This is a genomic window from Pseudomonas sp. SG-MS2, assembly GCF_009933855.1.
Taxonomy (GTDB): Bacteria; Pseudomonadota; Gammaproteobacteria; order Pseudomonadales; family Pseudomonadaceae; genus Aquipseudomonas; species Aquipseudomonas putida_E.
Map to the genome: position 1 here is coordinate 1 of NZ_MOMO01000258.1, position 19,767 is coordinate 19,767.

19 protein-coding genes are annotated in these 19,767 nt (G+C 61.1%); 11 read left to right on the forward strand and 8 right to left on the reverse strand.

Annotated elements, in window-relative coordinates:
- Positions 1-642: GntR family transcriptional regulator (locus BLX42_RS24240; RefSeq protein WP_161872839.1), on the reverse strand; the 642-nt coding region annotated here is incomplete at its 3' end.
- An 89-nt stretch (positions 643-731) separates the two neighbouring features.
- Between BLX42_RS24240 and BLX42_RS24245 the strand changes: the two genes are divergently transcribed.
- Genes BLX42_RS24245 through BLX42_RS24255 form a run of 3 tightly spaced genes read left to right on the forward strand, consistent with a single transcriptional unit; the run spans position 732 to position 2,509 of the window.
- Positions 732-1,361 (forward strand): FMN-binding negative transcriptional regulator, encoded by a 630-nt coding sequence (locus tag BLX42_RS24245; protein WP_125924275.1) that lies wholly within the window; start codon positions 732-734, stop codon positions 1,359-1,361.
- 12 nt (positions 1,362-1,373) lie between these two features.
- The gene (locus BLX42_RS24250) at positions 1,374-1,820 is read left to right on the forward strand and encodes a GNAT family N-acetyltransferase (protein WP_046786750.1); all 447 of its coding nucleotides are present in this window, start codon (positions 1,374-1,376) and stop codon (positions 1,818-1,820) included.
- A gap of 14 nt (positions 1,821-1,834) precedes the next feature.
- Positions 1,835-2,509: a GNAT family N-acetyltransferase gene (locus BLX42_RS24255; protein WP_161872840.1), complete on the forward strand. Its 675-nt coding sequence runs from the start codon at positions 1,835-1,837 to the stop codon at positions 2,507-2,509.
- 3 nt (positions 2,510-2,512) lie between these two features.
- Here BLX42_RS24255 and BLX42_RS24260 read toward each other — a convergent pair whose 3' ends face one another.
- Entirely contained in the window at positions 2,513-3,412 is a 900-nt protein-coding gene (locus BLX42_RS24260) for a homocysteine S-methyltransferase family protein (protein WP_161872841.1), read from the reverse strand.
- A 106-nt stretch (positions 3,413-3,518) separates the two neighbouring features.
- Here BLX42_RS24260 and BLX42_RS24265 point away from each other — a divergent pair, with 106 nt between their 5' ends.
- Both BLX42_RS24265 and BLX42_RS24270 read left to right on the forward strand, forming a co-directional pair.
- Complete coding sequence (locus BLX42_RS24265; RefSeq protein WP_039604255.1) at positions 3,519-4,340, forward strand: ABC transporter substrate-binding protein; 822 nt, start codon at positions 3,519-3,521, stop codon at positions 4,338-4,340.
- Positions 4,337-5,158, forward strand: a complete 822-nt coding sequence (locus BLX42_RS24270) for an amino acid ABC transporter permease (protein WP_161872842.1) — start codon at positions 4,337-4,339, stop codon at positions 5,156-5,158. The genes BLX42_RS24265 and BLX42_RS24270 overlap by 4 nt, the downstream gene beginning before the upstream one ends.
- A gap of 123 nt (positions 5,159-5,281) precedes the next feature.
- Here BLX42_RS24270 and oadA read toward each other — a convergent pair whose 3' ends face one another.
- Both oadA and BLX42_RS24280 read right to left on the reverse strand, forming a co-directional pair.
- Positions 5,282-7,090 (reverse strand): sodium-extruding oxaloacetate decarboxylase subunit alpha, encoded by a 1,809-nt coding sequence (gene oadA / locus BLX42_RS24275; RefSeq protein WP_046786754.1) that lies wholly within the window; start codon positions 7,088-7,090, stop codon positions 5,282-5,284.
- 98 nt (positions 7,091-7,188) lie between these two features.
- Positions 7,189-8,604 (reverse strand): acetyl-CoA carboxylase biotin carboxylase subunit, encoded by a 1,416-nt coding sequence (locus tag BLX42_RS24280; RefSeq protein ID WP_046786755.1) that lies wholly within the window; start codon positions 8,602-8,604, stop codon positions 7,189-7,191.
- A 205-nt stretch (positions 8,605-8,809) separates the two neighbouring features.
- Here BLX42_RS24280 and BLX42_RS24285 point away from each other — a divergent pair, with 205 nt between their 5' ends.
- Positions 8,810-9,757 carry a LysR family transcriptional regulator gene (locus BLX42_RS24285; protein WP_161872865.1) on the forward strand — a complete coding sequence of 316 codons (948 nt, stop codon included), beginning with the start codon at positions 8,810-8,812 and terminating at the stop codon, positions 9,755-9,757.
- Here the strand turns inward: BLX42_RS24285 and BLX42_RS27020 are convergent.
- Together BLX42_RS27020 and hexR are read right to left on the reverse strand one after the other, a co-directional pair.
- Positions 9,699-9,917: a PA3496 family putative envelope integrity protein gene (locus BLX42_RS27020; protein WP_080765901.1), complete on the reverse strand. Its 219-nt coding sequence runs from the start codon at positions 9,915-9,917 to the stop codon at positions 9,699-9,701. The genes BLX42_RS24285 and BLX42_RS27020 overlap by 59 nt on opposite strands.
- Before the next feature lie 113 nt (positions 9,918-10,030).
- Positions 10,031-10,897, reverse strand: coding sequence for a transcriptional regulator HexR (gene hexR, locus BLX42_RS24290; RefSeq protein ID WP_012316879.1), 867 nt, complete (start codon positions 10,895-10,897; stop codon positions 10,031-10,033).
- A 103-nt stretch (positions 10,898-11,000) separates the two neighbouring features.
- Here hexR and zwf point away from each other — a divergent pair, with 103 nt between their 5' ends.
- The 4 genes from zwf (at position 11,001) to BLX42_RS24310 (ending at position 16,227) form a co-directional block, all read left to right on the forward strand.
- A complete protein-coding gene (gene zwf, locus BLX42_RS24295) occupies positions 11,001-12,443 on the forward strand; it encodes a glucose-6-phosphate dehydrogenase (protein WP_046786757.1) in 1,443 nt (480 codons plus the stop codon).
- A 97-nt stretch (positions 12,444-12,540) separates the two neighbouring features.
- Entirely contained in the window at positions 12,541-14,730 is a 2,190-nt protein-coding gene (uvrD, locus tag BLX42_RS24300) for a DNA helicase II (protein ID WP_115273184.1), read from the forward strand.
- A gap of 120 nt (positions 14,731-14,850) precedes the next feature.
- Positions 14,851-15,705 carry a Tim44 domain-containing protein gene (locus BLX42_RS24305; RefSeq protein WP_012316883.1) on the forward strand — a complete coding sequence of 285 codons (855 nt, stop codon included), beginning with the start codon at positions 14,851-14,853 and terminating at the stop codon, positions 15,703-15,705.
- 114 nt (positions 15,706-15,819) lie between these two features.
- A complete protein-coding gene (locus tag BLX42_RS24310) occupies positions 15,820-16,227 on the forward strand; it encodes an SMI1/KNR4 family protein (RefSeq protein WP_046786759.1) in 408 nt (135 codons plus the stop codon).
- 96 nt (positions 16,228-16,323) lie between these two features.
- Here BLX42_RS24310 and BLX42_RS24315 read toward each other — a convergent pair whose 3' ends face one another.
- Positions 16,324-18,084, reverse strand: coding sequence for a cation:proton antiporter (locus tag BLX42_RS24315; RefSeq protein WP_046786760.1), 1,761 nt, complete (start codon positions 18,082-18,084; stop codon positions 16,324-16,326).
- Between the two features lie 320 nt (positions 18,085-18,404).
- On the opposite strand from BLX42_RS24315, the gene BLX42_RS24320 reads away from it, so the two are divergent.
- Complete coding sequence (locus tag BLX42_RS24320; RefSeq protein WP_012316886.1) at positions 18,405-18,890, forward strand: acyl-CoA thioesterase; 486 nt, start codon at positions 18,405-18,407, stop codon at positions 18,888-18,890.
- Here BLX42_RS24320 and pdxY read toward each other — a convergent pair.
- Entirely contained in the window at positions 18,887-19,759 is an 873-nt protein-coding gene (gene pdxY, locus BLX42_RS24325; RefSeq protein ID WP_046786761.1) for a pyridoxal kinase PdxY, read from the reverse strand. The genes BLX42_RS24320 and pdxY overlap by 4 nt on opposite strands.
- Positions 19,760-19,767: the final 8 nt, after the last annotated feature.

Genomic DNA, 19,767 nt, shown 5'->3' on the forward strand with positions numbered 1-19,767 from the left:
GGTGATCACAATTTGTCCAGCCGTGCACGACATCCCCCTCGACCGACGTAGATACGCAGCGATCAATTCACGCAGTAACGGCTCGCCCGCCGGGTCGCCATAGCCAAGCTGCGCTGGATCGGGATTTCGCCAGAAGCCCGCTTGCAGCTTGGCCCAGACCTCAAAGGGGAACAGATCGAAGGCCGGAACACCTACCCGAAACGCCCGCGGCGGGCCAACTTTTGGGAATGGCAGATGGTTACTTTTCAGACGCTCCAAACGCTCACTGGAACGCCCACATCTGGATAAATCATCAGTGCTTTCTGAGCATTTTGTGGATAAACCTGTTGATAAGCCATGGGATAACCCTGTGGACAGTTGTGTGGATAGTTTCGGCAGATGGCAAACATAGGTGCCATCTCCAACCCGGCTTTCTATGTAGCCTTCGGCATACAGTTGGTCATAGGCACGCACCACGCTGTTGCGCGAGAGCGCGAGCATGCCCGCCAGGTCTCGTGTCGACGGCAGGCGCGTGCCGCTGCTCAAGCGCCCATCCAGCACGCGAGCGCGCAGCGCTTGATAGAGCTGCTGACTCAACCCTCGGCGTTGATCGAGGACGATCCCGGCGGGATCGAATGGCAATACCAAAGGGCGCTCGCTCATCGCATTGGACCTATCAAAATCATCACCAATGGCTCTTAACCTGAACCAATAGCCTGCCTACGATGAAGCCAATCGACAAGGATCCGCCCATGTACAACAGCAAACCGCACCAGGAACACAACCTTGAGCGCCTGCATCAACAGATGCGGGAAACCCGCCTGGCCCTGCTGGTCACCCACGGCGAGCAAGGTCTGCTGGCCAGTCACATACCCGTGTTGATCGATACCAGCGAAGGTGACTTGGGCACCGTTTACGGGCATCTGGCCCGTGCCAACCATCAGTGGCAGGCCTTGGAGCAAGGTGTAGAAGCCTTGTTGGTTTTCGCCGGCCCTGACGCTTATGTCAGCCCCGGCTACTACCCGAGCAAGCTCGACAACCCCAAGGTTGTGCCCACCTGGAACTACTTGGCGGTGCATGCCTACGGCGTCGCTGAAGTGGTGCAGGGCGGCCCCGACCTGCTGGATATCGTCAGCCGCCTGACCGACCTGCACGAGCAAGGACGCAGCACCCCATGGAAGGTCACCGATGCACCCAGCGATTACATCGAAGGCATGCTCCGCGCCATCGTCGGCTTCCGCCTGCCCATCGCACGTCTGCAGGGGGCACGCAAACTCAGCCAGAACCGCTCAACGCAGGACATCGAAGGCGTACGCCAAGGGTTGGCCAGCAGTACCGATCAGCTAAACAATCAACTGGCGGCGCAGATGCGCACGCCCTGAAGGAACAGCCCCATGCCCAACGTCATCCTGCGCCCCGTCAGCGCCAACGACCACGCCGCGTGGCTGCCCCTGTGGCAGGCCTACCTGCGCTTTTATCAAACCGAACTGGCCGATGAAGTCAGCGCCGTGACATGGCAGCGCATCCTCGACTCGCAGGAGCCAACCCACTCGGCGCTGGCCTGGATCGATGGCAAGGCGGTAGGCATGGTCAACTGGATCTATCATCGAACCAACTGGAGCATTGCCAACGCCTGCTACCTGCAGGACCTGTACGTTGACGGTAAGCAGCGCGGCCTGGGCGTTGGCCGGCAACTGATCGAACTGGTCAACGCCAGTGCCAAAGCGGCCGGCTGTTGCAAGGTGCACTGGCTGACACATGAAACCAACGCTACCGCCATCGGCTTGTACGAGCAGGTCGCCGAGCGACCCGGCTTCATCCAATTTCGCCAAACGCTGTGAGACGGGAGCAACGCATGAGTCAACCCAATAACTGGCAACCTGCAGCCCTGCCCCAGGCCGAGCCCCTTGAAGGGCGTTTCATCCGCCTGGAGAAGCTCGATCCGGCGGGTCATGCGGACGATCTCTGGGAGGTGCTGCAAGGTCCGCACTGCGACCCAGCACTGTGGGACTACCTCCCCTATGGCCCGTTTGCCGAGCGCGGTCCGTTCGATCAATGGCTTGCAGACAATGCCGCCAGCCGCGATCCGCTGTTTTACAGCGTCATCGACCGCAGCAGCGGCCAGGTACAAGGCATTCTGAGCCTGATGTCGATGGTGCCTGCCCACGGTCGCATCGAGATCGGCCATATTGCCTTCGGCGCAGCCATGCAACGCACCCCCAAGGGCACCGAAGCGGTATACCTGCTGGGCAAGCTCGGTTTTGAACTGGGTAATCGCCGACTGGAATGGAAGTGCAACAACGCCAATGCCCGCTCCAAGCGCGCAGCGGAGCGCTTTGGCTTCATCTACGAGGGTGTGTTCCGCAATCACATGGTGATCAAGGGCCAGAACCGCGACACGGCCTGGTACTCGATTACCGATCACGAGTGGCCTGCAGTGGCGGCCGCTTTCGAGCGCTGGCTGAGTGCCGACAACCAGCGCCACGAGGGTCAGTCGAAAACGCTGGAAGCCTGCCGGGAGCAGGGCTGAGGCTCAGTTCAGGTTACGCTTGAGCTCAGCGATGTGCTCTGGCCCGATGCCACAGCATCCGCCGAGCAAGCTGGCGCCGCGCTGGCGCCAATCCTGGGCCCAGCTCAGGTAACCCGGCGGGTCGAGGTCTTCGCGCAGCTCATCCAGGCCATCGTTAGCGGTGGCGTCCTTGGGTTGCGGCGGGAAGGCGTTAGCGTAGGCTCCGATGGCGATATCCACACCCAGGCGCTCAAACACTTCGCGCGCAGCGTCGATGGCAGCACCGATCACTTCCGGCTGGCTGCAGTTGAACAGCATGGCTTTGACGCCCAGCGTTGCTACTGCTTCGGCAGCTGCGGTCACACTTTCACCAGAACGCAGCTGCGGTACGTCGCCGACCTCTTCATCCTGCAAGGTGAACGATACCCACAACGGCTTGCCATCTGCTGGCAACTGGCCGGCAATTGCCTGCACTTCTGCGATCGCACTCTGGGTTTCGGCCAGCCACAGATCGACATACGGTGCCAGCCCCACCACCAGTGGGAGCAATACCTCGGACACGCGCTGTGGCTCGAACAGGTCAGGGCGGTAGGAGCCGAACAGCGGAGGCAATGAGCCAGCGACTCGCACTGGCCGTGGGCTGGCATCCGCCGCAGTACGTGCCAGCTGACCAGCGGTGGCGGCCAAGGCGAAGCCTTCATCAGCGAAGCGGTCTTCACCAATATGGAACGGCACCACTGCATAACTGTTGCTGGTGATCACCCCAGCACCGGCTTCGATATAGGCCGCATGCACCGCCACTACGGCTTCCGGCGCTTCGCTCAGTGCAAGTGCCGACCACTCCGGCTGGCGGAACGGCGCGCCTCGGCGCTGCAGCTCCCGACCCATACCGCCATCAAGAATTTCCAACGTCCGATCGCCCATATAACTTCCGCTTATATTGATATGAATAATATTCACTGGTGGCTTTAAACTTATAACTATTAAATATCGAAATCTGATTTTTTAACAACTTTTTCCAGGTGTCTTCATGCGTTTGCCTTCCTTGATTTGCGCAGGCCTTCTGGCCCTGAGCGCCACCTCTGCAGCCTTTGCCGGTGCCACACTGGACCGCGTCGAGTCGCGCAAGGAAGTCGTCAACGTACTGATGGAGAGCTACCCGCCGTTCTCCTTCCTCAATGAACAGAACCAGCTCGATGGTTTTGACGTCGATGTGGCCAAGGCGGTCGCGGCCAAGCTCGGCGTAAAGCTGCGACTGGAAACACCCTCCTGGGATGTCATTGCTGCGGGCCGCTGGAGTGGTCGCTACGACCTGTGCATCTGTTCGATGACGCCAAGCAAGGCCCGCGCCGAGGTGTTCGACTTCCCGGTGGAGTACTACGCCTCGCCTGCGGTGATCGTGGTCAACGCCAAGGATGAGCGGATTCACACGGCCAAGGACCTCGACGGCCTCAAGGTCGGCCTGACCAGCGCCTCCAGCTATGAGAGCTACCTGAACAAGAACCTGGTTATCGAAGGCGCGGAAGACAAGAAGATCGAGTACCCCTTCGACTTCGTCCAGATTGCCCCCTATGACACCGACAACGTCGCCTTCCAGGACCTCGGCCTGGGTGCAGGCGTGCGCCTGGATGCGATCCTGACCAACTTGGTGACCGCGCAGCCACGCCTGGCCCAGGACAAGCGCTTCAAACTGGCAGGCGCGCCGCTTTACGAAGAGCCCAACTCAGTCGCCATCGAGAAAGGCGATCCAGAGTGGGACGCCAAGCTGCGGCAAGTGTTCGCCGAGCTGAAGGCCGATGGCACGCTGGCCAAGCTGTCGCAGAAGTGGATCGGCGCCGACATCAGTAAATGAGCGCCCATCAACCTGCAGCCAAGCCCGTCGCCTCCGCGACGGGTTCACGCCTGTTCGGCTTTCGCACCCGTCTGTACCTGACGTGGCTGGTACTGCTGTTGCTGTTCGTGGGCTTCTTTCTCAGCTTTGATCTGAAATTCTCGATCATCGTCGAGAAGTTCCCCAACCTGGCAGGCTTCAAGCTGGGCCCCAATGGCTTCCTGCAGGGCGCTGCGCTGACCCTGTTCCTGTGCTTGTGCTCTATGGTGGTGTCGGTGCTGTTGGGCTTTGCCGCCGCCCTGGCACGGTTGTCGAAGAGTGCCCTGCTATTCGGCGTGGCCAGCTTCTACACCTCGTTCTTCCGCGGCACGCCGCTGCTGATCCAGATCCTGTTGATCTACCTCGGCTTGCCCCAAGTAGGCCTGGTGCCAGGTGCAATCGCAGCGGGCATCATCGCCCTGTCGCTAAACTATGGCGCTTACCTGAGCGAAATCTTCCGAGCCGGCATCATTGGCGTTGCCTTGGGCCAGCGCCAGGCAGCGCTCGCCCTGGGCATGCGCCCGGTGGCGATCTTCTGGCACATCACCCTGCCCCAGGCAATGCGCACCATCATCCCGCCGAGCGCCAACCAGTTCATCTCGATGCTCAAGGACTCGTCGCTGATTTCGGTGATGGGTGTCTGGGAAGTGATGTTCCTGGCCCAGTCGTATGGGCGCTCAAGCTATCGCTACCTGGAGATGCTGACGACAGCTGCAGTGATCTACTGGGTGCTGTCGATCCTGCTCGAACTGGCCCAGGCCAGGCTGGAGCGGCATTTTGGCAAGGGCTATCAGCGCTAGGTCCAGCGCAACCGAGGGGTATTTGAGCTAGCGCCGCCCGCATCGCAAGGGGCCTGACAACCACCCAAAAAAAGGGGAGCATCCGCTCCCCAGAGGTTAACCGCTTGTAGATGAGGGCTTATGTCAGCCCTCGATCTCGATCAGGATCTCACCCGGCGTCACGCGATCGCCCTTGGCCACGTGGATGGCAACGACCTTGCCGGCGATGGCCGCCTGCACTTCGGTTTCCATCTTCATCGCTTCGGTGATCAGCACTGCCTGGCCGGCCTTGACTGTGTCGCCTTCCTTGACCAGCACATCGACGATGTTGCCCGGCATGGTAGTGCTGACGTGGCCTGGCGCACTGGCCTGCTTGCGCTTGCTGCTGCCGCCGCCGACAAACTCGTTGAGGGGCTCGAACACCACTTCTTCCGGCATGCCGTCGATCGACAGGTAGAAGTGGCGCTTGCCTTCGGCCTTGACGCCCACGCCGGTGATGTCGACGCGGTAGGTTTCACCGTGCACGTCGATGACGAACTCGGTCGGCACACCTTCACCCCCCGGGGCGGCGACCGCACCGGCTTCCGGGATCGGCAGCAGCGCTTCAGGGGTCAGGGTGCCGGCTTCACGCTCTTCGAGGAACTTACGGCCAATGTCCGGGAACATGGCGAAGGTAAGCACATCTTCCTCGCTGTGCGCCAAGGCGCCGATGTCGGCACGCAGTTTGGCCATTTCCGGCTTGAGAAGATCGGCCGGGCGCACATCGATCACGTCTTCGCTGCCGATCGCCTGGCGGCGCAGTTGCTCGTTGACCACGCCAGGCGCCTTGCCGTAACCGCCTTGCAGGTACAGCTTCACTTCGTTGGTGATGGTCTTGTAGCGTTCGCCGGCCAGTACGTTGAAGAACGCCTGGGTACCGACGATCTGCGAGGTCGGGGTCACCAGAGGTGGGAAGCCAAGGTCTTCTCGCACCCGCGGGATCTCGGCCAGCACTTCGTTCATGCGGTTGAGCGCGCCCTGCTCCTTGAGCTGGTTGGCAAGGTTGGAAATCATCCCGCCTGGCACCTGGTTGACCTGCACGCGGGTGTCCACCGCAGTGAACTCGCTTTCGAACTGGTGGTACTTCTTGCGCACGGCATAGAAGTACAGGCCGATTTCCTGCAGCAGTTCCAGGTCCAGACCGGTGTCGAACTCGCTGCCCTTGAGCGCGGCGACCATCGATTCGGTACCCGGGTGGCTGGTCCCCCAGGCAAAGCTGGAGATGGCGGTGTCGATATGGTCAGCACCGTTTTCCACAGCCTTGAGCTGGCACATGGCGGCCAGGCCGGCAGTATCGTGGGAATGAATGAACACCGGCAGCGACTGCTCGGCCTTCAGCGCCTTGACCAGCTCGCCGGTGGCATACGGGGTCAAAAGGCCAGCCATGTCCTTGATCGCTACCGAGTCGCAACCCATGGCTTCCATCTGCTTGGCCTGGTTCACGAAGGCTTCGATGGTGTGCACCGGGCTGGTGGTGTAAGCGATGGTGCCTTGGGCGTGCTTACCGGCAGCCTTCACCGCCTCGATGGCCACGCGCAGGTTACGCACGTCGTTCATTGCGTCGAAGATGCGGAACACGTCGATACCGTTGACCGCCGCCTTGGCGACGAACGCCTTGACCACATCATCGCTGTAGTGGCGGTAGCCCAGCAGGTTCTGCCCGCGCAGAAGCATCTGCAGGCGGGTATTGGGCAGCGCATTGCGCAGTTTGCGCAGGCGCTCCCACGGGTCTTCCTTGAGGAAGCGCACGCAGGCATCGAAAGTGGCGCCGCCCCACACTTCCAGCGACCAGTAGCCGACCTTGTCGAGCTTATCGCAGATCGGCAGCATGTCTTCGGTCCGCATGCGGGTAGCCAGCAGGGACTGGTGGGCGTCACGCAGGATTGTGTCGGTAACAAAGATCTTCTTGGACATTCTTATCTCCTCATGGCGACAAGCTTGAAGCTACGAGCCGCAAGAAAAAGCCGATTCGCTTCAACTTGCAGCGGGTCGCTCACAGCTTGCAGCTGCATTCATAGGCCTGCGTGGGCGGCGATGGCGGCGGCGATGGCCAGGGCCAGCTCTTCGGGTTTGCGCTTGATCGAGTAGTTGGTCAGTTCAGGGTGGCTTTCGACGAAGCTGGTGTTGAACTGGCCGCTACGGAATTCCGGATTGCGCAGGATTTCCTGGTAGTACGCGGCGGTGGTCTTCACCCCTTGCACGCGCATGTCGTCCAGGGCCCGCAGGCCACGGTCCATGGCTTCTTCCCAGGTCAACGCCCACACCACCAGTTTCAGGCACATGGAGTCATAGAACGGTGGGATGGTGTAACCGGTGTAGATCGCTGTATCGGTGCGCACACCCGGGCCGCCAGGGGCGTAGTAACGGGTGATCTTGCCGAAACTGGGCAGGAAGTTGTTCTTCGGGTCTTCAGCGTTGATGCGGAACTGCAACGCGTAGCCGCGGTGCTGAATATCTTCCTGCTTGACCGACAGCGGCAGGCCCGAGGCGATGCGGATCTGCTCGCGGACCACGTCGATACCGGTGATTTCTTCGGTGATGGTGTGCTCGACCTGCACGCGGGTGTTCATTTCCATGAAGTACACCTCGCCATCGGCGAGCAGGAACTCCACAGTACCGGCGTTCTCGTAGTTCACAGCCTTGGCTGCCCGGACCGCCAGGTCACCGATGTAGGCACGCTGTTCGGGGGTGAGCTGGGGGCTTGGGGCAATTTCGATGAGCTTCTGGTTGCGGCGCTGGATCGAGCAGTCACGCTCGAACAGGTGCACCACATTGCCGAAGCTGTCGCCCAGGATCTGTGCCTCGATATGCTTGGGGTTGACGATGCACTTTTCCAGGAACACTTCCGCTGAACCGAAGGCCTTGGTAGCTTCGGAGATGACGCGGGGGAAGTTCTGCTCCAGCTCTTCACGGCTGTTGCACCGGCGAATGCCCCGGCCGCCACCGCCGGAGGTGGCCTTGAGCATCACTGGGTAACCGATACGCTCGCCTTCGCTCAGGGCTTCGTGGATGTCGGCAACGTTGCCTTCGGTGCCTGGGGTAACGGGCACGCCGGCCTGAATCATGGTGCGGCGCGCTTCGGTCTTGTCGCCCATGCGGCGAATGACGTCGGCGGCCGGGCCGATGAACTTGATACCGCGCTCGGCGCAGATCTCTGCCAGCTCCGCGTTTTCCGACAGGAAACCGTAGCCCGGGTGCAGGGCATCACAGCCGGTTTCCACAGCAAGATTCACCAGCTTGCGCGGGTTCAGGTAACCAGCCAGCGGCTCGGCACCAATGCTGTAGGCCTCGTCAGCGCGCTTGACGTGCAAGGCGTGACGGTCGGCGTCGGAATAGATCGCGACAGAGCGAATGCCCATCTCGGCGCAGGCACGCACGATGCGGACTGCGATTTCACCCCGGTTGGCGATCAGGATTTTTTTTATCACTGGAGTCTTCCCAAAGCCGTAGGAACAGTCGAGCCGGTTCTACCGGTCGGCGCGTGACCAAGCGTCGCTGGCCAGTCGCACATTCACCCTAGCGCTGTAGGTCGATAAACAAAAATCAATATTTGTTAGAGGCTGTATTAGCAAAAGCTTATAGTTAGGTAACAAGGTTTTACCGGAGCCTAGAATAAAAATGCGTAAGTCCTTGATGCGTATGACTTTGCGTCAGTTGCAGGTCTTCAATGAGGTGTGCGATTTGCGCTCATACAGCCGCGCCGCCGAGGAGATGGCGCTGACGCAACCCGCCGTTAGTCTACAAATTCGTCAGCTGGAAGAGCTGGTAGGGCAGCCGCTGTTCGAATACGTCGGCAAGAAACTTTACCTGACCGAAGCCGCCGAGGCGCTGCAGCGCGCCAGCCGGGACATCTTCGGGCGCCTGGAAAGCCTCGACATGCAGCTTTCCGACATGCAGGGCTCACTGCAAGGGCAACTGAAACTGGCGATCGAATCCAGCGCCAAATACTTCGTCCCACACCTGTTCGCCGCCTTCAAGCAACGTCACCCGGAGGTCAACCTGACCCTTACCGTGGTCAACCGCGCCCAGGCGATTCGGCGCCTTTCCGACAACCGCGACGACCTGATCATCATGTCCATGGTGCCGCAGGACATGGGCCTGGAGTTCCTGCCGTTTCTCAACAACCCGATCATCGCCGTGGCGCCGCCGGACCATGCGTTGTGCAAACTGGAGCAGTTGCGCCTGCAGGACCTGGAGCCTCATACACTGCTGGTCCGTGAACAGGGCTCAGGGACGCGCAAAGCCTGCGAGGAGTACTTCAAGGACAAGCGTGTGCACTTCACCCAGACGCTGGAGGTAGCGTCGGCCGATGCCCAGCGCGAATGCGTCATCGCCGGCCTTGGTATCGCCCTGCTGACCCGCCATGCAGTGAACATGGAGCTGGCCATGGGCGTGCTCAAGGAATTGCCAGTGGAGGAACTGCCGCTGTACCGCAGCTGGTGTGTGGTGCAGGCCAAGGCCAAGCGGCAGTCACCGGTAGCCTTGGCCTTTCTGGCTTTCATTCGCAGCGAACGTGCGCTGATCAGCGCGCTTGTTGAGCGCTTTTCGGGGAAGCTGGCGCTGAAGTCTGCCACACCGTGAGGGCTTGCAGCTCCGGATAGTCTGCAAGGTCGCGCAGCAGTTGACGTTGGTCGCAGTAGCTTTCGATCGCACGGCGGTACTCCATGCGGCGCTGATCTTTTTCCTGCTGTTTGCGAGCCTTGGCGCTAGGTAGGTAAGAGCCATCGAAATCACGAGCCATGCCTGTCTCCCTGATCGAGTGCGGGGAGTTTCAGACTGGCTCGAGCGCTTTACCGTTTTGCTGAGGATTGGTGACAAATCGATGAAATTTGCAGATTCTTCCGCAATTGCCGATCAGTCATCCATCGCCTTGATCGACTTGGGCGACAACCGCAGGCTGCGCAAGCTGCGCTTCACACTCTTGAGGTGATTGACCAGGCTCGGCCCGCGGGCCATGGCCACGCCCATGGCCAGCACATCGATCACTACCAGGTGGGCGATACGCGAGGTCAGCGGGGTGTAGATTTCAGTGTCTTCGTGCACATCGATCGCCAGGTTGACGGTCGAAAGCTCGGCCAGTGGGGTCTGGCTGGGGCACAGGGTGATCAGGTTGGCGCCGCTCTCACGCACCAGGTTGGCGGTGATCAAAAGGTCCTTGGAGCGCCCGGACTGGGAAATGCATACCGCCACGTCGCCTGGCTTGAGGGTGACCGCCGACATGGCCTGCATGTGCGGGTCGGAGTACGCGGCGGCACTGAGCAACAAGCGGAAAAACTTGTGCTGCGCGTCTGCAGCAACCGCGCCGGATGCACCAAAGCCATAGAACTCCACACGTTGCGCCTGCGCCATGGCACTCACCGCCTGTTGCAACGCGTGCGGGTCAAGGTGCTCGCGCACTTCCATCAGGGTGTGCAAGGTAGTGTCGAAAATCTTCAGGCTGTAATCGGCAACCGAGTCGTCCTCATGGATGGCGAACTGCCCGAAGCTGGCGCCGGCAGCCAGGCTCTGCGCCAGCTTGAGCTTGAGGTCCTGAAAACCTGAACAGCCGATCGCCCGGCAGAACCGCACGATGGTCGGCTCGCTGATACCCACGCTGTGTGCAAGGTCCGCCATCGAGCTGTGCATGACGGCAGCCGGGTCCAGCAGCACGTGGTCGGCCACTTTCAGTTCCGATTTGCGCAGCAGGTGGCGCGATTGGGCGATATGTTGCAACAGATTCACGGGCTGGACTCGGTTATGATCGGCTGGCCGGGATGTAGCTTTCTTGTAGTTATACTACATGGACGCCAACCCGCCCAGTTAAACGAACGTGGAGAGTGGTGGTTTGACTATTCCTTGCGACATTCTGGTGTTCGGCGGCACTGGCGATCTGGCCCTGCACAAACTGCTGCCGGCGCTCTATCACCTGTATCGCGAGGCACGCCTGAACATTGCCGTGCGCATCATTGCCCTGGCCCGGCGCAACCTGTCGCGCAACGAGTACCTGAAGCTCGCCGAACGCCATTGCCGAGTGCAGATCGCCCGGAGTGATTTCGACGAAGAAGTGTGGCAACGCTTTTGCGCACGCCTGGACTACTTTCCCATGGACGCCGCGCAAAGTGCCGACTTCGGGCGCCTGGCGCGCTACCTCGGCGAGCCTGGCGGGCTGACCCGCATCTATTACCTGGCCACCGCGCCCAATCTGTTCGTGCCGATTGCCAACCACCTACGGGTGGCGGGCCTGGCCGACCATGAGGCGCGCATCGTGCTGGAAAAGCCGATTGGCCATTCGCTGGAGTCGGCCACCGCCATCAACGAAGCGATCGGCGCGGTGTTCGAGGAATCTCAGGTGTTTCGCATCGACCACTACCTGGGCAAGGAGACCGTGCAGAACCTCATGGCTCTGCGTTTCGCCAATGCGCTGCTTGAACCGGTGTGGCGCAACGGGCAGGTCGATCATGTGCAGATCAGCGTCTGTGAAACCCTCGGTGTAGAAAACCGAGGCGGCTACTACGATCGGTCCGGGGCCACCCGCGACATGCTGCAGAACCACCTGCTGCAGCTGCTGTGCCTGGTAGCCATGGAGCCGCCTGCGCAGTTCGAGGCCGAGGCGGTACGCGACGAGAAGGTCAAGATTCTGCGCGCCCTCAAGCCAATCACCGGCCAGGACGTTCAGGACAAGACCGTGCGCGGTCAGTACGGTGCCGGGCACATCGGCGGCCAGGAAGTGCCCGCCTACTACTTCGAGAAGGACGTGGACAATGACAGCGACACCGAAACCTTCGTCGCCGTCCACGCCCACATCGACAATTGGCGCTGGGCTGGCGTGCCTTTCTATCTGCGCACCGGCAAACGCATGGCACGACGCTCGTCGCAGATCGTCATCCAGTTCAAGCCCGTCCCCCACGAGCTGTTCAACGGTGGCCAGGTCAACCAGCTGTTGATCCGGCTACAGCCCGACGAGCGCATCAGCTTGCGCATGATGACCAAAAGCCCCGGCAAAGGCATGCGCCTGGAGCCGGTGGACCTTGACCTCAACCTGGCGCAGGTGTTCGGCCAGACGCGTCGCTGGGAAGCCTATGAACGCCTGCTGCTGGACGTGCTGGAAGGTGATTCGACGCTGTTCATGCGGCGTGACGAGGTGGAAGCCGCCTGGGCTTGGGTCGACCCGATCATCAAGGGTTGGGAGGAGCATTTTCAGGCCCCCCGCCATTATGCGGCCGGCAGCAATGGCCCCGACCAGGCCAACAGCCTGTTGGCCAGGCACGGCAGGCACTGGCATGGCTGAAGAGGTACGCCACGCAACGATGGGCGGCGGCGCGGCAGGGTGAATATTTATACAGTAGGCGTTTGCCCCGTAACCGGCCTGCCCCTAGAATGGGCGGATGCACACAGATGACCTCTCCCTCCTGCTGAACTCCCTCAACGATGCCCAACGCCAGGCCGTCGCGGCCACGCTCGGGCGTCAGCTGGTGCTTGCTGGCGCCGGTTCCGGTAAAACCCGCGTGCTGGTGCACCGCATCGCCTGGCTGATCCAGGTCGAACAGGCCTCGCCGCACTCGATCCTGTCGGTGACCTTCACCAACAAGGCCGCCGCCGAGATGCGCCAGCGCATCGAGCAATTGCTGGGCATCAACCCGGCCGGCATGTGGGTGGGCACCTTCCACGGCCTGGCGCATCGGTTGTTGCGCGCTCACTGGCAGGAAGCCCGTCTGGTGCAGAACTTCCAGATCCTCGACAGTGATGATCAGCAGCGCCTGGTCAAGCGGGTGATCCGTGAGCTTGGCCTCGATGAGCAGCGCTGGCCAGCGCGCCAGGCCCAGTGGTTCATCAATGGGCAGAAGGACGAAGGCCTGCGCCCACAGCATATCCAGCCCGGTGGCGACCTGTTCCTGGGGACCATGCGCAGCATCTACGTGGCCTACGAGCAGGCCTGCGAACGCGCCGGGGTGATCGACTTCTCCGAGCTCCTGCTGCGGGCCCTGGACCTGTGGCGCGACCACCCGGGCCTGCTCGAACACTACCAGCGGCGCTTCCGTCACCTGCTGGTGGACGAGTTCCAGGACACCAACGCCGTGCAGTACGCCTGGCTGCGCCTGCTGGCTGGCAAGGGCGGCGGCAGCCTGATGGCCGTGGGCGACGACGACCAATCGATTTACGGCTGGCGCGGCGCCAAGATTGAAAACATTCACCAGTACACGGCTGACTTCCCTGATGCCGAGATGATCCGCCTGGAGCAGAACTACCGCTCCACCGGCGGCATCCTCAAAGCCGCCAACGCGCTGATCGCAAACAACAGCGGGCGCCTGGGCAAAGAGCTGTGGACCGACCTGGGCGAAGGCGAGCCTCTGACCCTTTATGCGGCTTACAACGAGCATGACGAAGCGCGCTACGTGGTCGAGACCATCGAGAGCCTGATCAAGCAAGGCAATTCGCGCAGCGACATCGCCATTCTTTATCGCTCCAACGCCCAGTCGCGCGTGCTGGAAGAAGCGCTGCTGCGCGAGCGCATCCCCTACCGCATCTATGGTGGGCAGCGCTTCTTCGAGCGCGCCGAGATCAAGAACGCCATGGCTTACCTGCGCTTGATGGAAGGCCGTGGCAACGACGCCGCGCTCGAACGGGTAATCAATGTGCCGCCGCGTGGCATCGGTGAAAAAACCGTCGAGGCCATCCGCGAACATGCGCGCCACGGTCAGTTGTCGATGTGGGGCGCCATGTGCCAGTTGCTGGCAGCCAAGGCACTCAAAGGCCGGGCCGCTAGTGCATTGGGCGCTTTCATCGAGCTGATCGAGAGCCTGGCTGGCAAAGTCGCGGACATGCCCCTGCATACCATGACGCAGACGGTCATCGAGCAGTCCGGCCTGATCATCTATCACCAGGAAGAAAAGGGTGAAAAGGGCCAGGCACGGGTAGAAAACCTTGAGGAACTGGTCAGCGCCGCTCGCAACTTCGAAACCACTGACGATGACGCCGACCTTTCGCCGCTGTCGGCCTTCCTCGGCCATGCTTCGCTTGAAGCCGGAGAGGCCCAGGCTGACGAGCACGAAGACAGCATTCAGCTGATGACGTTGCACAGCGCCAAGGGCCTGGAATTCCCCTACGTCTTCTTGGTGGGCATGGAAGAAGGCCTGTTCCCGCACAAGATGAGCCTGGAAGAGCCAGGCCGCCTGGAAGAAGAGCGCCGCCTGGCGTACGTGGGCATTACCCGCGCCATGCGCCAGCTATTTATGACCTATGCCGAAACGCGTCGCCTGTATGGCAGTGAGACCTACAACAAGGTGTCACGATTCGTACGTGAAATTCCGCCTGGCCTGGTTCAGGAAGTGCGTCTTTCGAACAGCGTCAGCCGCCCGTTCGGCGGCGCCAAGAGCACCAGCGCGAGCAGCCTGTTCGCCAATGCCAACATTCCGCAGACCGCTTTCAATCTGGGCCAGCGGGTACAACATTCGGTATTCGGTGAAGGCGTGATCCTCAACTTCGAGGGTTCCGGCGCACAGGCGCGTGTGCAGGTGAACTTTGCCGAAGGCAGCAAGTGGCTGATGCTTGGCTATGCCAAGCTCGAAGCTATCTGAAGCCTGTGGGGCGCGCTGAAATATTTAGGCAAAAGCTGGAAACATTATGTCGCTGGTCATGTGCACAGGAACCTGTGCAACATGACGCGCGTGCAATCCACAACAGGGGAAATCCCATTTATGCAACGTTTTCTTAGCATCGCACTGGCGCTTTGCGTCGGCCTGACGCTGAGCCTGGACGCCAACGCCAAGCGCTTCGGCGGCGGCAAGAGCTCGGGCTCCGCGCCTATCCACCAGACCCGCCAGGCTACGCCAACCACGCCCGCCGCTGCACCGACCGCTCCTGGCCGTGCACCGGCCGCCGCCAGCGGTGCTTCGCGCTGGCTGGGCCCACTGGCCGGCCTCGCCGCCGGTGGCCTGCTGGCGTCCATGTTCATGGGTGACGGCTTCGAGGGCCTACAGATCATGGACTTCCTGATCGTCGCCCTGATCGCGTTCCTGGTGTTCCGCTTCATCGCCGCACGGCGCCGCCAGCAGCAGCCGCAGATGGCCGCTCCGGGCCACGCACCGTTCCAGCGTGAAGCCCACGGCCAGCCTGCCCAGCCGTCGATCTTCGGTGGTTCGGCTGCACCTGCAGCGCCAGCCGCGCCGGTCATCAACGCCCCGGCCTGGTTCAACGAGCAGAGCTTCCTGGCCGCAGCCCGTAGCCACTTCCAGTCGCTGCAGCAGCACTGGGATGCCAACGAGATGGACAAGATCGCCGAGTTCGTCACCCCGCAGATGCTCGAGTTCCTCAAGCGTGAGCGTGCTGATCTGGGTGATGGTTTCCAGGCTACCTACATCGATAACCTCGATGTGCAACTGGACGGTGTCGACGATCGTGCCGACCGCACCGACGCCACCCTGACCTTCCGTGGCGTGTCGAAGACCTCGCGCTTCGACCAGGGCGAACCTTTCAGCGAAAGCTGGCACATGGTTCGTGCCCCGGGCGAGAACCAGCCTTGGCTGGTCGCCGGTATCCGCCAAAACGGTTAACCGTCGCACGTTGCACAAAAAACCCCGGGCTAGCCCCGGGGTTTTTGCTTTTGCCAGACCGCCCTACTAGGGTATAACGCGCAGCGATGTCATCAAGGTTGGAGGAAATGAACCGTGGAAGAAGTGATCGAACAACTCCGTGAAGCCAATGAACCGGTACCGGTGCCCCTGGAGCTTCCCGACGAGGACCAACTGGTCGAGATCGAGGAACAACTGTTCATCAACATTCCGTTCGTATTCAAAGAATTCCTCTTGACCGTCAGCGACGTGGTGTACGGCTCCCTGGAACCGGTCACCGTCACCGATCCCCAGTCACATACCTACCTGCCCGACGTGGCCGCCAATGCCTGGGATGCTGGAGTACCGCGCGACCTGATCCCGCTGTGCCAGGACGGCGACAATTTCTACTGCGTCGAGGAAGACGGCACGGTGGTGTTGTGGGATGCCGACGAGGAAGGGGTTGGTGAAGACAGCTGGGAATCGGTCTGGCACTGGGCACGGGACGTCTGGCTGGAAAGCTGATGACTTGCACGGTCGCCAGGCTTTAAGCGCCTGGCGACATCGTTACCGCTCCGTCCACTCCGACAATGGTGGAATCCAGCGCAGAGACCCTCCCGCTCAGTGCGTGTTTTCCCGGCTGTTTTCCAGCGTCTCCAGCAGGGCGATCTGCATCCGCGAATGCACACGGATGAACCAGCGCCACAGCACCGCCACCACTATTGCGGCCACCACGGCAATGATCAGCAGCAATTCGTTGGTCGGCAGGATGCTTGCCGACAACGCCGACAGCAGCAGGAAGATGACCAGCAGTGACAGCAGCGGGATCACTTCGGCCACTACACGGCGAACGCGCTGGGTATGGCGCCCTGCCATTTCCGGTTTGACACCCATCTCCGCCAACAGCATCGACAACGCTTTGAGCTTGCGATAGGCAGCGATAAGGAAGGGCAGCGACAACAACAGCGCCGCGCCCCAGATTATCGCCTTTTGCTGGCTGACATCGCTCACCCATTCACTGAGCCAAGTACCGATACGTACAGCGAAATAGCCGCCGCTGAAGAAAATCGCGATCACCAGCGCCAGGTTGACACCCACCTGCAGCAGGATGCGCCGGATCATCGCGGCCAGCATCGCGCTTTCACCCTGCGGCTGGATACTGCGCAGCCATTCGCCATACAGCGACAGCACGCGCGACAGCCGGCTCGGCATCACCTTGCCCAGCTTCAGCGACAGCGGGTCCGCAGCGCGGATGAGATAGGGCGTGAGCAACGTGGTGATGGCCGAAACAGCCACCGCAACCGGGTAGAGGAAGTCACTGGTAACCTGCAGCGTCATGCCCAAGGCCGCAATGATGAAAGAGAACTCGCCGATCTGTGACAGCCCCATGCCCACGCGCAGCGAGGTACGGCCGTCGTTGCCGGCAATGAATGCACCCATGCCGCAGGACAGCATTTTGCCCAGCACCACGGCTACGGTGATCACCACAATCGGCCAGGCGTAGTCGAGCAGCACGTTCGGGTCGATCATCAAGCCAATGGCAACGAAGAATATGGCGCTGAACAAGTCACGTACCGGCTCGATCAGCCGTTCGATCTTCAGCAACTGGCGGGATTCGGCCATGATCGCACCGATCAGGAAAGCCCCCAGCACCATGCTGTACTCGAGTTTGACCACCAGCAGGCAGAAGCCGAAGCACAGGCCCAGGACGGTGATCAGCAGCATCTCGTTGCTTTCGAATTTCGCCACGTAGGCCAGCAGTCGCGGCACCAGCAAAATGCCGATGACCAGCGCCACGATCATGAACAATGACAGCTTGCCGACCGTGGAAAAGACCTCACCGGAACTGACCGTACCGCTGACCGCAATCCCCGACAGCAGCGCGATAATGCCGATGCCAAGAATATCCTCGACGATCAGCACGCCGAAGATCAGCTGCGCAAAACGCTCGTTTTTCATCTTCAGGTCGTTGAGTGCCTTGACGATGATGGTGGTCGAGGAAATCGCCAGGATCGCACCGAGGAACAGCGAGTCCATGGTGCTCCAGCCAAACCAGCGGCCGATCTCGAAACCGATCCAGATCATCAGGACGATTTCCAGAAACGCTGCAATGAACGCCGTGGCCCCCACCTTGAACAGCTTGCGCAGGCTGAATTCAAGCCCCAGGCAGAACATCAGGAAGATCACCCCCAGCTCGGCCAGGGTCTTGATGGTGTCTTCATCGTGAATCAGGCCGAACGGCGGGGTGTGCGGGCCGATGATGAAACCGGCAACGATGTAGCCCAGCACTACTGGCTGCTTGAAGCGATGAAAGAGGATGGTCACTACCCCGGCGACCAGCATGATCACTGCCAGATCCTGGATGAAGCTGATGGCATGCATGGCGCGATACTCCTTTTCGTTGCCCGGGCAAACCGCTCCTCTGCCAAGGCAAACCCGAGCGAGCAGCAAATACATACTGTATTGAGTGCAGGAAGGCCCATGTTGCATGGGCTTACTCAGGTTAACATCGCACCCAACCGCATAATGCCGATGCAATATGTGGAAACAGATCGGCCGTTCAACGGCCCCTGATGGCATGATCGGCGTGACGACGGCGCTTCTGTCGACGTCCCGTATCAGGAAGGCAACTTCAAGAGGGGAAACAGAAAGTGTCAGCAGATACCCGCCCCGATTCAGCGCAACCTCACCGTGAGCACACTATGGAACCTGGAAACGCCCAGCTGAGCATGACCGTCCTGATGACCCCGGACATGGCCAACTTTTCTGGCAACGTACATGGCGGCACCTTGCTCAAGTATCTCGATGAAGTGGCGTATGCCTGCGCTAGCCGCTATGCCGGCAGCTATGTGGTAACCCTGTCGGTCGATCAGGTGATTTTCCGCGAGCCGGTGCACGTGGGCGAACTGGTGACGTTCCTGGCCTCGGTCAACTACACCGGCAATACCTCCATGGAGGTGGGCATCAAGGTGGTGACCGAGAACATTCGCGAACGCTCGGTGCGGCATTCCAACAGCTGCTTTTTCACCATGGTGGCGGTCGACGACAACCGCCGCCCGGTCCCGGTCCCTGCGCGTCAGCCGCAGTCCAGTGAAGAAAAGCGCCGTTTCCTGCAGGGCCAGCAACGCCGGCAGATCCGTCAGGAGCTGGAAAAGCGTTACCAGGACCTGAAGACCGACGCCCTTTAAAACGCCAGGGGCTGCGCCTCGAAGCGTACACGCGGGTGAGCGATGCGGTCCTGAGCGCGCACCAACTGCAGTTCGTAGCTGGCGCAGGCCTGGGTTTCCAGCAGCACCTCATGCACAGCTGCCGCGGTGTATTCGAAGGCTTGCACCCAGCTGTCGCCCAACAGCACCCGGGCCAGGAACAGCCCTGAGGTCAAGTCCCCTACCCCGACCGGCTGGCGAGGGAATGCCAGCAGCGGGCGGCGCAAGTGCCAGCTGTGGTCATGGGTGACCAGCAACATTTCAAACATGTCTTCGCAACGCCCCGGGTAGGCCAGGTGCTTGACCAGCACAACCTGCGGGCCACGCTCGAGCAGGCCGCGAGCCATGTCCACGCAATCTTCCAGGCTTTGCGCGCGCCGGCCACAAAAACTGTCCAGCTCCAGCTGGTTGGGGCACAGGATGTCAGCCTGGGCAACCGCATCGTCCAGCAGGAACTCGCTCACCTCCTGGGGCACGATGCAGCCCTTCTCCGCATGCCCCATGACCGGGTCGCACAGGTACAGCGCCTTCGGGTTGACCGCCTTGATCCGCTCTACACCTGCCAATATCGCCCGCCCCTGTTCGGCGCTACCCAGATAGCCCGAGAGCACGGCATCGCAATGCCCCAGTTCGCCAATGTTGGAAATGCCTTCCACCAACGCAGGAATTTGCGCTGGAGCAAGCACTTCGCCCGCCCACTGGCCATACTGAGTGTGGTTGGAGAACTGCACGGTATTGAGCGGCCAGACATTGACCCCGATACGCTGCATGGGGAACACCGCGGCGCTGTTGCCGGCGTGGCCGAACACCACGTGGGACTGAATGGCGAGCAGGTGCGGAGTGCGTTTCATGCGGGCGT

Coding starts and splice junctions, on each gene's coding strand:
- BLX42_RS24260 (WP_161872841.1), bottom strand. CDS start 3,412: ATGGGCGATCGGACGTTGGAAATTCTTGATGGCGGTATGGGTCGGGAG.
- uvrD (WP_115273184.1), top strand. CDS start 12,541: ATGCACACAGATGACCTCTCCCTCCTGCTGAACTCCCTCAACGATGCC.
- BLX42_RS24265 (WP_039604255.1), top strand. CDS start 3,519: ATGCGTTTGCCTTCCTTGATTTGCGCAGGCCTTCTGGCCCTGAGCGCC.
- BLX42_RS24315 (WP_046786760.1), bottom strand. CDS start 18,084: ATGCATGCCATCAGCTTCATCCAGGATCTGGCAGTGATCATGCTGGTC.
- BLX42_RS24245 (WP_125924275.1), top strand. CDS start 732: ATGTACAACAGCAAACCGCACCAGGAACACAACCTTGAGCGCCTGCAT.
- oadA (WP_046786754.1), bottom strand. CDS start 7,090: ATGTCCAAGAAGATCTTTGTTACCGACACAATCCTGCGTGACGCCCAC.
- BLX42_RS24270 (WP_161872842.1), top strand. CDS start 4,337: ATGAGCGCCCATCAACCTGCAGCCAAGCCCGTCGCCTCCGCGACGGGT.
- pdxY (WP_046786761.1), bottom strand. CDS start 19,759: ATGAAACGCACTCCGCACCTGCTCGCCATTCAGTCCCACGTGGTGTTC.
- BLX42_RS24255 (WP_161872840.1), top strand. CDS start 1,835: ATGAGTCAACCCAATAACTGGCAACCTGCAGCCCTGCCCCAGGCCGAG.
- BLX42_RS24250 (WP_046786750.1), top strand. CDS start 1,374: ATGCCCAACGTCATCCTGCGCCCCGTCAGCGCCAACGACCACGCCGCG.
- BLX42_RS24320 (WP_012316886.1), top strand. CDS start 18,405: ATGGAACCTGGAAACGCCCAGCTGAGCATGACCGTCCTGATGACCCCG.
- BLX42_RS27020 (WP_080765901.1), bottom strand. CDS start 9,917: ATGGCTCGTGATTTCGATGGCTCTTACCTACCTAGCGCCAAGGCTCGC.
- BLX42_RS24285 (WP_161872865.1), top strand. CDS start 8,810: ATGCGTATGACTTTGCGTCAGTTGCAGGTCTTCAATGAGGTGTGCGAT.
- BLX42_RS24305 (WP_012316883.1), top strand. CDS start 14,851: ATGCAACGTTTTCTTAGCATCGCACTGGCGCTTTGCGTCGGCCTGACG.